This is a genomic window from Streptomyces sp. NPDC047072 (genome assembly GCF_040643855.1).
Taxonomy (GTDB): domain Bacteria; phylum Actinomycetota; class Actinomycetes; order Streptomycetales; family Streptomycetaceae; genus Streptomyces.
Window position 1 is genome coordinate 1 of sequence record NZ_JBEYVC010000052.1, and the last position, 12,300, is coordinate 12,300.

The window sequence follows — 12,300 nt, forward strand, 5'->3', positions numbered from 1 at the left end:
GGGCAGGACCCCGGAGGCACGAGACCGCTCAGGTGCTGCCGAGCGCAGGATGGACGTCAGTACCGGCCGGCCAGGGCGATCAAGGCGTTGACCCCTGGTCGGGAAGGCGCAGTTGCCCACTGCCGACCAGGCAGATCCCGCCGCTGCCGGTCGAATTCCCGAAGCCGCTCTTCGAAGGCGTCGATCAGCGCATCGTGCTCCTGCCCGGTAGGACGGGCTTCCCGGGCGACGCTGGACAGCAGTTGCTGGATGGCCGGGATCATCTTGTTGGTACTGGCGATGATGTACGGATGCACGTCCGCCGCGAGTGCGTCCGTCGTCGCGTACAGCTTCGAGTGGAGCGCCCTGTACTCGTCGCCCCCAAGCCGGGTGCCCTGCTCCCAGTGTTTCAGGACGCTCTGCGCGATCTCCGTGACGGCGGCTGCGTACCGGCGGTACTCCGCCCCGCGTACGCCTGCCGCGCGCCGGCGGCCCCCGCGAGTCGTCACACGCGCCGCTCCTTGCCGGCCACAAACCAGGCGGCGACCCGAGCGCGCCCGAACAACCTTTCGCGCTAGGCACCACGGGGCACAGTGAGGGGACCCGGGCCGCCGTGGTGGACAGCCTCGCCCGCGACGAGCAGCCGTAGTCCAAGGACGGTCACGTTCACTCACGTCCGTGCCCAGCCGGTCACTTCGTGCGGTCAAAGACGCTCAGTTTGTCCGGATCTGCCGCGGTCGGCGGACGCGCCCGGGTCCCGGTGCGATACTGGGCCGATGCCGGGCGGGACACAGCGCACCAAGTCGCCGAAGGAGTACGTGACTTCGGGCGAATGGCCCTACGCCGAGCTGGAGGAGTACCGACCTGCTCGTGTCGCCCAGCACGTGGCCCGGACCCTGAAGGAGGCCATGACGTACGGCGAGATCAGCGCCAAGGCTCTTGGCCGGGCCAGCGAGGTCAACCGGCAGTGCATCGCTAACGTCCTGCACGGACGCGTCTGGCCCGATCTGCTCACCGTCGCCAGTCTCGAAGAGACACTGCAGACCATGCTGTGGCCGCTGGAGGAGTCCCCGGCTGGCTGACAGACGATTCCCCCTCATCGTTTGCCCCTCAGCTTCCACCGCCGAAGAGGATCAACAGAGCACATGACCGCCCCCGCCCCCGTCCCCGCGCAGGAGCGCCGTCACCGTGCCGCCGCCGCATTCGGCTGCACGACCGGTGATCTGGCCGCCGGACTGCTCCGGTTCGCCGGACTGCCACAGCCCCCACAGCCCACCGACGGCCCGGCTGGCACCGCGCTATCCATGGCCCTGGACCTCGTTGCCGAGGAACCCCACCTGCCCGACTGGCTCGAACTCGCCCGGATCTGGATGTGGCACGCACGGCTACATCCCCTCACCGACGTCGAGGTCCTCGCCCCGCCGGCCCGGTCGGTACTACAGCAACTGGGCCAGTATGCGCAGGACATGGACGGCGAGACCCTGCGCGGCGCCACCCTCGCCCTGGTCCCCGACGGATGGCTGCTGGAGGTCTTGACCGACGCCGTGGAGGCGCACGCCGCCGGACCGGACACCGAACCGCCCGCACACGCCGTGCAAGACGCCGCACGGGACGCGGCCCTGCAGACCGCGGCGGAACATGAACTCGAAGCCCTCAGGAACGACCCGCCCTCCACCTGGGGAAGGGCGGCATGGACCGCCATGCGTGCCGCCTTGGTCGGGCGCCTGGCCTATCTGAGCTCCGTCTTCGCCGAGGTGGCAGGACTGCCGCAGGCTCCCCCGCTGACATGGCAGGAAACCGGACCGGGGTACTGGCGCGCCGTGGAGATCCTTCCCGGCGCCACTGCCCCGGTCGTCGTCACCGCACAGGAGAATCCAGCCCCCACGGACGACACCGACGCCTCACCGAATCTGTCCGTGTTCGGCCCCGTCCACTGGAACGTGACCTGGGACGCCCTGGACGCCTCAACGGCCACGTATGAGGCCGGCAACACCTCCGGGCTCGCCTTCGCCCAGTGGCACGCCCACCAGCACGTGCAGCGTCTGCGGCAATCCCCGGGAGGCGCCCGCCGCGGTGGGCGCCTGCTGATCCCCGTGGACCCGTCCGCCCCCGCCCCCGCTGTGGTCCCGGTATGGCATCTCGGCCTGGGCCACGTGCTCAACTCGGTCATCAGCCGGTGGGAGGACGACCTCCTCGCCCCCAGCCTAGTCGGCGGCCTGTGGGTCTCCCAGCCGCACAGCCTTCCCGACGGCGCCCCCGCCAGCGCCGCGGCCGTGCTCCTCCACGATCTCGAAGCTCCCTGTCCCACCGCCACGGAACCCGCCAACAGCGCCGCCGTCGACGACCCGCTCTTCGCCGGCTTCCTCGCCGCCCACGCCGTCTGCCTGACCCCGGCCGCCCGCGCCTACCTCGCAGGCCTCGCCGACTGCGGCCCCGGCCCGACCACGTTCCCACACCGGCACACGACCGCCATGCGCGCCGTCCTGGCCCTGCTCCTCGCCCCGGCCCACGCCGCCGCAGTCGCCGCAGAGATCGGGCCGCCGCCCGCCGACGGCGGCTACCAGACGCTGCTCGATCCACACCGCTTGGCCGACCACCTACGCCTGCACACTCGCGACGACGAACCACCCGACGGACTCGATCCCACCCAACTGGCTGCCGTCCGACAGGACATCTGCGACGGACTCGCCGCCGTCGCCCGCCTTTACATGCGCCGCGACCTGCTCCGGAAACACACTCCGTACGAGGACCTCAAGGACGTTGCCCTCGACGTCATCGCCCAGCGCAACACCTTCCCCGATCCCGACAGCGAACCGGCCGGACCGGGCCCCTACGACCACCTTCTGCCCGATCCTCCCCTCGCCTTCGCCGTCTCCTTCTGCACCATGGAGGAGTACTACGAGACCGGCTTCACCCACACCACGGCCGAACCCGGGCCCGCAGCCCTTACCCTCAACATCACTACCGGCTGGGGCCGGAAGGTCGCCGCGCCAGGCTGGGCCGTTCTGGCACGACGGCCCGTACTCGACATCCTTCGGACAGACGGCCAGGGCCGCCCGGACGTGCTCCGCATCCTCGACCTCGATGCCACCAGCCGGTCCAGCGCCACGAACCCCGTGTGGCACCTGGGCGCCTACTGCCCGATCGTCAACGTCGACTGGAGCTCAGGCCGTCCCCACCTGTACATGCCCCAGCCCGCCCAGGAACGCTGAGCCCTGCTCCATGCCCCTGTAGATGCCAGGGGGCCCAGCTGCACGACGGCGCGAAAGTGTCCAAGGCATGTTCGTGAGAGTCACCACGGGGCGTTCCGCGAGGACCTCCACCGCGGCCAGCACCGCGGACATTTCCCGTGCGCGGCTATGAGACCGCGCCCGGTTCGGCCCTCCACGTTCCCGCCCTCACGGGAGCGCGCGTCCACCCACGGAGCGTCTCCAGCACGATCCTGATGCGGAAGAGCCAGAATGCGGGCGTCAGCGGCGGGCTTCCGCGGCCGCCTTGCGCTTGGCCTCGACTTCGGGCGGAAGCGGGAGGACCGGTGCGGCGCCCGGGTTGGTCGGCCCCTCGTCACGGACGCCGTCGGGCCCGGCGACGGCCGACCAGCGGCTGACCTCACGGACCTGGTGCGCGGAGACCTCCCACAGCGAGTGCCCGGCCCCCATCGAGTCCGCACCGCCCATGTCGAACCAGTTGATCCGCATCCACCCGCCGTACAAGGCCAGCGCCGTCGACATCCACTGCACCGACAGCGGGTCGACGTCGCAGGCCCACCCGTCGTGGTGCGGATGCGTCCGGTACTCGAAGTAGCCGAAGCCGTTCCTCCGGGCGAACGCGGGCAGCGGGCCGGACGCCGGCACACGGCCACTGCCGTCACTCGTCAAGTACATCTCGCGCGCCGCGCACCTGGGATCGTCACAGGACACCTCGGTGTCGGACAACCGCAGCCACAACGCCACCTGTGCGTCGGTGCCGTTCTCGGTGGGCAGCGACCACACTCGCTCACGGCACTGCGACGCCTCATGGTCGCGCACTCTCCACTGCTCGGGGAGGTCATGTGACAGCCGGTGCAGGTAATGGCCGACCAGCCGCCACCCCTCCTCGGCCGACGGGTTGATGACGTGGGCGGTCTCGGCAGTCATGCCCGGATTCTAGGGCCGCCACAGACGCCCTCTGCGCCGTACGCCGGGAAAGCCTACGAGCTGGGAGGCGTCGCACCCGGAAGCTGCCCCGCAAAGTCGAGCCACTGTTCGATGGTCCATATGACTGTGCTCCTGCGGTCGGTTGACATGCGCATCCACACCTCGTCGCCACCAGGCATCAGGGCCACCTCTATGTGCGGTTCGTCCCACGTTCCCAGGGGGTAGAACCAGTCGATGCCGTCGGGCCAGGTGCGCATGGCGACCGTCTGCACGCTGAGCGCCGCGGCCATCGCGTCAAGCGCCGCGCGCGGGATCCGCACTTCCGCCGGCTCCATGCCGAACGCTGCCATGAGGGCTCCATTTCTGTGTGAAGCGTCGCTTCGCGGTCGGTACCCATAGCCATGTCCACTGCGGCGCGAGCCACACCCAGCCTGCGGTGACAACGATTCCGCGGACGATGATGCCCTGGGTACCGGGGCAACCGTGTGCGCCGAAGAATCCCGGCACCGCGAGGGTGTGTGCGGAGACGAGAAGACGCGCCTGATCGTCTGCCGGATGGCCGGGCTCGAGGGAAGATCGACGCAGCGGATCGCGGCCACCCGCTGACGCCCACGGCAAGGTTCCGATCGTGGGACGTCAGCGCGTGGCGGCCGATTGCGGTCAGGCAGTGCCGTCTTCGTGCCGGCGGCCGTGGAACATCATCGAGGTTCCGTCTTCGGGCAGGTACCAGCCGTCCGCGGCCATGTAGGGCGGGATGTAGGCCGGGTTGGTGTCGGTGTTCCGCTTCGATTCCGGGTCGGTGACGTCCCGGATGACCCGGCGCTGGACCTCCCGGAAGCCGTAGCCGTCGGGTCCGTCGACCTCCCAGGTGATGTCGCGCAGTACGGCCTCGTGCTCGGTGGGATCACCCGTCGCGGTGGCGGTCTCGATCATGGGATGGGCCTCGATCAGACCGCCGTACAGGCACAGGACGATGAGGAGCTGGCAGACGCGGTCGGAGAACTCGCCGAAGCCGTACTCCTGGCCGCAGCCGCAGGACGGGTCATGAGCGTGGACGTCGAATTCCACCTCGAAGGGCTTGCCGGTCAGGGCGTACGCGGGCAGGGCCTGGGCCGGTCCGCTCGGGCAGGGGTGCGCGGTGTCGAACAGGTTGATCCACACCTTGACCCTCGTGGCCGCGAATCCGGTGTACTCGGCCTCCAGGGCCTTCTCAAGGCGCTGGTGGGCGGCGTAGGCCTTCTCGTCGACGCTCTTCCAGCCCTTGCCGAGCCGGTGTCCTGCCAGATGAAGGAACTGGTTGGTCAGCAGCGACAGTTCACCGAGCGTGGGGAGCGCCCCCTCCGCCGTGCCGGGGCTCGTCCCCTTGGCAGGGACCTCGTCCGTGGAGTCGGGGGAGCTGGGGGAGGGCCAGACCTGGGTGAGGTCGTCTCCGGGTTCGGCCTGGCGGACCAGCGCGATGTCGGTCAGCGTCAGCCCGAACACGGAGTGCCCGTCCCATACGCTCAGCCACGGCAGATCCCGGGGGCCGGTGCTGTGCTGGTGGACGCCGGTGGCGTCGACGCAGATCTGCACGGGTTCGGGGAGCTGTCCGTCGGGCCCGAACCACAGCACTTGCACCCGTGTCTTCGAGGAGAGGAACTGCTGCGCCTGGCGCACCGCGTGGGGAGCGTGGTCCGAGGGAATCCACCAGCCGTTACGGGCCCACGCCTGGTCGGCGTCGACCGCCGCCGCGGACCCGTCGAGGTCGTAGAGGGCCCCGGCCGCCTGCTGGCGGGCCTCGTCCCGGACCGCCCGGCACAGATCGCTCGCGGGCGCGGTGCTGCCCAGGCCCTGGGCATCGGCTCCGGATACTGCTGCGCCGTCCCAGACGGGGACGCCGGGCGGAGTGAAGGGGATCGTGCCCAGGATGACAGCGACCTGGTTCGCGCGGTCGATGCCGTGGCTGAGGTGGGCTTCGGTCCGGCTTGGGGCGGGACGGTCGTCGTCGGGCTGGGCTCCGTACCGGCGTCGGGGGTCGTCGGGTTCTTCGTCGAGGCGGTACCCGAGGAACATCGGGAGCAGCTGGTGCTTGAGGAGTGCTTCGAGCCCGTACTCGATGTTCGAGGCGTCCCCGGTGACGGCGAACGGCTTCATGGTCTGCTCGAGCCCGTCGCCGAGAGAGTGGACGACGTGGAAGGGGGTGCGGTGGCGGTCGCGCTCATGGGCTTGGGTCGTGAAGGCCACGGCGTAGGCGACCACTTCCCTATTGAATGAGCTTGTTGAAGCTGGTCAGAAGGGGTGCGTACGGATGGATTGGCGAGTGTTCTGGGTGCCACGAGACGCGGAACGAGTCGGCGTACGGAAGGGGGTGCTTGAGGGGTGGGGCGACCTCTCCTCGCGGGAGGACGAGGTGGGTGTACGGGCCGGGGATCCGATCTTCCTCTCGCCTGATCACTGGGTGGATCCGGTTCTGAGCCTTTACGGGCAGTCCCGCGTCTTCCGTAAATACACGGCAGAAACGAAGCGGAACTACACGACGGATATCGCCTTGCTCTTGACCTCTCTGTCGAACCGCGGAAAGTCATGGATCGAGGCGACGCCGAAAGATCTGGAGGATTACGAAGACTGGCGGTGCAATGCGGCAGCGAACCCAAGGCAGATCGGGGGCTCCAAGTGGAATCGCGAGCTCGCGGCATTCACGAGTCTGTACGGGTGGGCCAAGAAGGCGGGCTACCTGACTCGAAACCCGGTGCTCATGAGGGAGGTGGTGGGCACAAACGGCGAGGTCCGGACGGTCGCTGAGCAGAAGGCCGTGGACTCCCGGCCGAGCAATGTGCACTGGTTGACGCCACGCACCTGGGATTTGTGGACCGACGTGGGCCTTCGTGGTCACACCCGGGACGGGGTTCCGCAGCCGGGCTGGGTGGGGCGGCTTGAGGACCGCAACGTCGCGTTCGTACGGACGGTGAGGTCGTCAGGTCTGCGGCGGCTGGAGGCGGGGTCGCTGCTGACCTTCGAAGTGCCCGAACTGCGGCTGGACGGCGGGCGGTACTACCACGGGAAGGTCGCCGCGCAGGTGACCCGATCGAAATCGGCCCGGACGTACTACGTCTCGGCCGGCGCGGTCGGCGACACGGAGACCTACAGGGAGTCCTCGCGGGCTTGGGCGGTTCGACAGGCCCAGATAGCCGGCCGCTACGACCGTCTGCCAGAGATGTGGCTGGTCACTGAGGTCACCCGAGGCCTGAAGCCGAAGGTCCGCTGGTGCGACCAGAACGGCGTCATCGGCGAGCGCGAGCTCAACAAGCTGACCTGGCAGGAGCGGACGCTGCTGTTCGAGGAGGGGCCGCACGGGCCGGAGCCGTTGTGGCTGTGGCTCAACGAGCAGGGCCTGCCGTTCCAGCCGCACTCGTGGGACGGGGTGTTCCGCACGGCGAATCAGCGCTGCGAACAGGTACTGACCCCGCCGCGGCACCTGGGCATGGACCCGCACAAGGTCTACGCCCCCTACGCGACGGTGCATGCCGCCCGGCATTCCTTCGCCTTGTTCATGCTGGTGGTCCTGAACGATCTGATGGACCGGAAGTACGGGCTCACGCCTGAAGAGCGTCGGGACTTCCGGCTTCTCTACGGTGACCCGTGGTTTCTGGTCCAGAATCTGCTTGGCCACGCCAACCGGAAGACCACCGTCAAGCACTACCTCTCGCCGGTCGCGAACTTGCAGCTGGAGTCGATGCTCGCCACAGCTGATGCACCGATCGATGCTCCGATGCCCGACCTGGACCGCGTGTTTGCCCGGGTCGCCCGGAATGCGGAGGGAATCCAGGACATCGACGCCCGTATGGAACCCCCTGCCGGTGGCGCCGCATGAGCGGCCGTGGGCGCAAAGCCTCGTTGCCTCCCGCAGACCACTCGCGTCCCGAGCCGTTGGGGCCCGACGGACTGGTCGTTCATCACTACAACAAGGCGGGCCGCGTCAAGGACTACGACTTCGCCGCACTGCCGGTCGCGGAGCCGCTGCAACGTTCTCTCGCGGTGCTGTTCGCAGCCCGCTGCACACCCAATCGCTGGACCTCTCACGGGTCTTCGAAGCAGCCGTGGAACTACCTGAAGACGTTCACGAAGTACCTGTCCGAACAGCACCAGCCTCCTCGTGATGTCGACGAGTTGACCGGCCCCCTGATCGACCGTTGGTGGGAGGACAAGGGCAAGACGGCCGGCGGCCGCTCCACCTTTCGGAGTGTCTGCGGACTGCTGCGGGAGGACGCGCGACTTCAGTCCGGGACCGTGGCTGATGCCTTGGCCCGGCGCATCTCGGCCTCCAAGAGCACGACCCAGTCCTACGGCACGAAGGAGTTCGACCGGATCGTAGCGGCAGCACGGCGGATGTTCCGGGCTGCTTTGCTGCGGATCGAGGAGAACGCTCTGCACTTGGACCGCTGGAGGGCAGGAGAGTTCGAGGAGGGCAGTCGGGACTGGATCATCGGGGAGGCACTGGACATCCTGGCCGGCACCGGCGAGCTTCCCTACCTCGTCGGCCCCACGGGGAAGGCCGACCTGGTCAAGAAGTACCGCCGCGCGCTGGGCGGCCAGGCCACGGAACTGACGTGGCAGAGACTGTTCCTCTCGCGAGCCGAGGCAACCGCGCTGGCAGTTCTGCTGCTGGCCGAGTACGGATGGAACCTGTCCGTGATCAACCGGGCCGTCGTCCCGAAGGCTACTCCGGACCCCGGTCTGGACGGCCGTCCGACCTACCGCATCCCTATCGAGAAGCGTCGCCGTGGTGGCGGGAGTTGGTACGCGACTGAGAACGTCACCGATCACGGTGCTGACTCTCCGGGACGCCTGATCACCCAGGCACTGCAGGCCACCCGTTTCGCCCGGGCGATCGTCGAGGACATGGCTCCTGGCACCGACCTCCTCATCGTCTTCCGGGTCGGCAGGCGCGGGCGCGACACCATGGACCAGGAGACGACGGACAAGGACTATCACCCCCACGTCGGCCCGTTCGCCTTCACCCTCAACTCGAGAAACGGCTACGACTGGGCGAAGTCGGCAGGGTTCCGCGGTTCCCCGTTCCGGCGGGGACGCAGGACGGCGGTCGCGGTCAACCGTCGTGAGCCGACCCAGCACTCACAGGAATCCCACGACCGGGACTACGTCCTGCCCGACAAGCAGGTCCAGGATGCGGCTGTCCCCGTCATCGCGGCCGCCGCCGAGGCCGCGGCCCTGCGCGCTCGCGAAACGGTGCTGGTCGCCGAGATGCGGGACACCCGGGACCCTGATGATGTCGAGACCGCGACCGCGGACTGCTCGGACTTCGACAACGGTCCCTATCCCTCCCCCGACGGGGGCTGCGGCGCCTCGTTCCTGATGTGTCTGGCCTGCACGAACGCACGCGTTCACGCCGACCATCACCCCCGCCTCGCCCACCTGCACGAGGCCCTGACGAACGTGCGCTCAGTGCTGCCGCCACCACGCTGGGAGAGGGACTGGAGCGATCCTCACGCACGCCTCACAGACCTCAAGAAGAAGATCGGCCCCGGCGGCTGGCAGCGGGCCCTGGCACGGGTCACCAGCACCGACCGCGAACTGATCCACCTCCTGCTGACCGGAGATCTCGACGCATGAGCACGGCCCTGGAACTGGACCCCTACCGCCTGCCTCTGCCCAACCCCACCACCGCTGTCGTCCCGGCCCACCGGGTCGTCGCCCAGCATGCGCACCTGAATGCCCGCTACGCGGACCAGGTCTGGCCCCTCGCCCCCTTGATCGAAAACCCCAGCACACGGAGGTACTCGATCTACTGGAAAAATTGCCCGGCTTCCCTCCGGGAGGAAATACGCCTGGCGGCCTGGACGATGATCAACGGGCAGCTGCGGCCCACCTTCCTCAAGGAACGCTCCAGCCGCCTGAGGGCCCGCCTCTCCGGAGAAAGTACGAGCGACACGCTGGGCTTCTGGATGGCCCTCGGAACATGGCTGGAGACCCGCGGCATCCACACCCTCGCCGACTGCGACAGCGGCATCCTGCACGAGTACGGCCTGCACGTGCGGGACAGCGGAAGCAGCCGAGACCACGTTCAGAAGATCCTGGGCAGCCTGACGCGGTTGTGGGCATTCGACCAGCTCAGCGCCAGGCCGACAGGGATCGGACGCCCGCCATGGGACGAGCTCGGCGCGGACGACTATCTGCCCCAAGAGTCGTCTGCCGCCGGCGAGAACAGCAGAGAGCCCCTGGCCGAGCAGACGATGGGCCCGCTGTTGGTCTGGGCCATGCGCATGATCGACGATCTGGCCGACGACATCCTCGCCGCGTGGGCCGAGACCAAGCGCATCAGCGACATTGCCGAGCAATGCAGATACACCGCGACGGCTTCGGGCAAGGCTGTCCTGGACGACTACCTTGCCGCGGCGATCACGGGTCAGGCTCCCGTTCCCGCGTCCAGCACGCAGGGGAAGCCCGCCTTCGCGCGGACCTACGTGATGGGGCTGACGGGCGCCTCAGCAGGTCAAGTCGACAGGTTGAACGAGCGCCATCGTCTGACACAGGCAGCAGCTGAACGCCCCGGGCCTTGCCCTCTGGACGTTCCAGTGACCGGGCTGATCGCGGGAGCACCCTGGCGGGAAGCGCTCGACTTCAACGAGACCCCCACCCTCATGAGGCATCTAGGCACCGCCGCGTTCATCGTCTGCGCCTTTTTGACAGGTATGCGTCCAGAAGAGTCGCTCGGCATGCGGTCCGGCTGCTGCCCCGACCCGGAGCCTGACGAAGAGGGCAAGATCGGGCGCCACCTGATCCGCAGCTACGAATACAAGTCCGCCACCGACGACGACGGCAATCACCTGTCGGCCGGCATCGAACGAGACGTGCCCTGGGTGGCCATCACGCCCGTCGTCAACGCGATTCGTGTGCTGGAACGGATAGTGCCTGTCGGCAGCCTTCTCTTCGACCAGCGCACCCACGACATTCGGGCCTCTCGCGCAGGCACCGGGTCTCTGAAGCTCAGTGCGATGCGGAAGCGGATCGAGGACTTCGTCAGCTGGGTGAACACAGAGGCCGCCGCTCAAGGGCTCCCCCACGAGGTGATTCCTCCAGATCCGCACGGCAAGATCGGCACCTCACGATTCCGCAGATCCCTGGCCTGGCACATCGCACGCCGCCCAGGCGGACTTGTCGCTCTCGCCATCCAGTACGGCCACATGCGCACCGCACTGAACACCGAGGTTTCCGGACAATACGGCTCCCGCAGCCGCAACGGCATCCACAACCTGGTCGACATGGAAACGGTCCTGGCTACCGCCGAGACAGCCGCTGAACTCCGTGAATCGTTCGACTCCGGCGGTGGCGTCTCCGGGCCCGCGGCCAGGCAGGCGCTGCACGCAGCCCTTCACACTCCGCTCTTCGAGGGACAAGAGGTGAAGGCCGACTACGCCCGCAAATACCTAGCGCGTGACGGAGCCGTGCTCTATGACAACCCTCAAGCTCTCTTGATCTGCCGCTTCAAACGCGATCGGGCACTCTGCCAGCGCGACGGCATCAAGGACACTCCCAGCTTGGACGGTTGCGTCCGCGGGTGCGGAAACATCGTCCGCACCGATGCCCACGCAGCCGAACTCCGCATCCGTGCCGACATCCGCGACAAGCGTGCCGTCCACACACCGGAGCCCGTCAGCGCCCGCCTCCGGGCCAAAGCCGCTCAGGACCGCGCTGACGCCGACGCCCACGACCAAACTCGGATCACCCGCCAGGAGGCTGCCGCGTGAGTCCCGCCCTTGACGAACGTGATCGGATCCGCGCGGCGATGGATCGCATCCTGACCGGGGCTCCTACGGCCTCCACCGGGGCTCTCACAATCGTCGCCCTCGCTCAGGAAGCCGGCGTCCCGAGGAATGCCCTGACCCAGCGGCATCTCGATCTGAAGAATGAGTTCTACGACCGTGTCAAAGAGCGCGGGGCAACCCCAGACGTTGAAGCAAGACTTCGCGAGAAGATCGTGAAGCTCAAGAAGACGATCGCCAACAAGAACGAAGAACTTGATCAGCTTCGTTCCGACGTCCCCGCGCTCGTTCGTGCCGTCAACCAACTGACGCTGGAAAACCAGCAGCTCCGCGAGGCACTCGCCCAGCCCGCACCGAACGTCGTCCAGTTCCGCAGCAAGCGATCAGCCCACCTGGGCGAGTGACAGCGCGCCTTACAGATCTCC

10 protein-coding genes are annotated in these 12,300 nt (G+C 68.1%); 6 read left to right on the forward strand and 4 right to left on the reverse strand.

Going from position 1 to position 12,300, the window contains the following annotated elements:
* Positions 1–56: 56 nt before the first annotated feature.
* Positions 57–488 carry a hypothetical protein gene (locus ABZ896_RS22515; protein ID WP_360931786.1) on the reverse strand — a complete coding sequence of 144 codons (432 nt, stop codon included), beginning with the start codon at positions 486–488 and terminating at the stop codon, positions 57–59.
* Positions 489–755: 267 nt separating this feature from the next.
* Here ABZ896_RS22515 and ABZ896_RS22520 point away from each other — a divergent pair, with 267 nt between their 5' ends.
* Positions 756–1,061: an XRE family transcriptional regulator gene (locus tag ABZ896_RS22520; protein ID WP_360931789.1), complete on the forward strand. Its 306-nt coding sequence runs from the start codon at positions 756–758 to the stop codon at positions 1,059–1,061.
* Positions 1,062–1,124: 63 nt separating this feature from the next.
* Complete coding sequence (locus ABZ896_RS22525; protein WP_360931792.1) at positions 1,125–3,191, forward strand: hypothetical protein; 2,067 nt, start codon at positions 1,125–1,127, stop codon at positions 3,189–3,191.
* A 258-nt stretch (positions 3,192–3,449) separates the two neighbouring features.
* On the opposite strand, the gene ABZ896_RS22530 is transcribed toward ABZ896_RS22525, so the two are convergent.
* From ABZ896_RS22530 to ABZ896_RS22540, 3 genes are all read right to left on the reverse strand, one after another.
* Positions 3,450–4,115, reverse strand: a complete 666-nt coding sequence (locus ABZ896_RS22530) for a hypothetical protein (protein ID WP_360931795.1) — start codon at positions 4,113–4,115, stop codon at positions 3,450–3,452.
* A 53-nt stretch (positions 4,116–4,168) separates the two neighbouring features.
* Positions 4,169–4,465, reverse strand: coding sequence for a hypothetical protein (locus tag ABZ896_RS22535; protein ID WP_360931798.1), 297 nt, complete (start codon positions 4,463–4,465; stop codon positions 4,169–4,171).
* Between the two features lie 310 nt (positions 4,466–4,775).
* Positions 4,776–6,353 carry a hypothetical protein gene (locus ABZ896_RS22540; protein WP_360931800.1) on the reverse strand — a complete coding sequence of 526 codons (1,578 nt, stop codon included), beginning with the start codon at positions 6,351–6,353 and terminating at the stop codon, positions 4,776–4,778.
* 49 nt (positions 6,354–6,402) lie between these two features.
* On the opposite strand from ABZ896_RS22540, the gene ABZ896_RS22545 reads away from it, so the two are divergent.
* The 4 genes from ABZ896_RS22545 to ABZ896_RS22560 are packed head-to-tail and all read left to right on the forward strand — an operon-like array spanning position 6,403 to position 12,279.
* Positions 6,403–7,965, forward strand: coding sequence for a site-specific integrase (locus ABZ896_RS22545; protein ID WP_360931803.1), 1,563 nt, complete (start codon positions 6,403–6,405; stop codon positions 7,963–7,965).
* Positions 7,962–9,725, forward strand: a complete 1,764-nt coding sequence (locus tag ABZ896_RS22550) for a hypothetical protein (protein ID WP_360931806.1) — start codon at positions 7,962–7,964, stop codon at positions 9,723–9,725. Before ABZ896_RS22545 ends, ABZ896_RS22550 begins: the two co-directional genes overlap by 4 nt.
* Positions 9,722–11,860 (forward strand): integrase, encoded by a 2,139-nt coding sequence (locus ABZ896_RS22555; protein ID WP_360931809.1) that lies wholly within the window; start codon positions 9,722–9,724, stop codon positions 11,858–11,860. Before ABZ896_RS22550 ends, ABZ896_RS22555 begins: the two co-directional genes overlap by 4 nt.
* A complete protein-coding gene (locus tag ABZ896_RS22560; protein WP_360931812.1) occupies positions 11,857–12,279 on the forward strand; it encodes a hypothetical protein in 423 nt (140 codons plus the stop codon). Before ABZ896_RS22555 ends, ABZ896_RS22560 begins: the two co-directional genes overlap by 4 nt.
* Positions 12,280–12,300: the final 21 nt, after the last annotated feature.

What these genes read in the sequence shown, in the direction of transcription:
- ABZ896_RS22555 (WP_360931809.1), top strand. Translation starts at nt 9,722, where the DNA reads ATGAGCACGGCCCTGGAACTGGACCCCTACCGCCTGCCTCTGCCCAAC.
- ABZ896_RS22530 (WP_360931795.1), bottom strand. Translation starts at nt 4,115, where the DNA reads ATGACTGCCGAGACCGCCCACGTCATCAACCCGTCGGCCGAGGAGGGG.
- ABZ896_RS22545 (WP_360931803.1), top strand. Translation starts at nt 6,403, where the DNA reads ATGGATTGGCGAGTGTTCTGGGTGCCACGAGACGCGGAACGAGTCGGC.
- ABZ896_RS22520 (WP_360931789.1), top strand. Translation starts at nt 756, where the DNA reads ATGCCGGGCGGGACACAGCGCACCAAGTCGCCGAAGGAGTACGTGACT.
- ABZ896_RS22550 (WP_360931806.1), top strand. Translation starts at nt 7,962, where the DNA reads ATGAGCGGCCGTGGGCGCAAAGCCTCGTTGCCTCCCGCAGACCACTCG.
- ABZ896_RS22525 (WP_360931792.1), top strand. Translation starts at nt 1,125, where the DNA reads ATGACCGCCCCCGCCCCCGTCCCCGCGCAGGAGCGCCGTCACCGTGCC.
- ABZ896_RS22535 (WP_360931798.1), bottom strand. Translation starts at nt 4,465, where the DNA reads ATGGCAGCGTTCGGCATGGAGCCGGCGGAAGTGCGGATCCCGCGCGCG.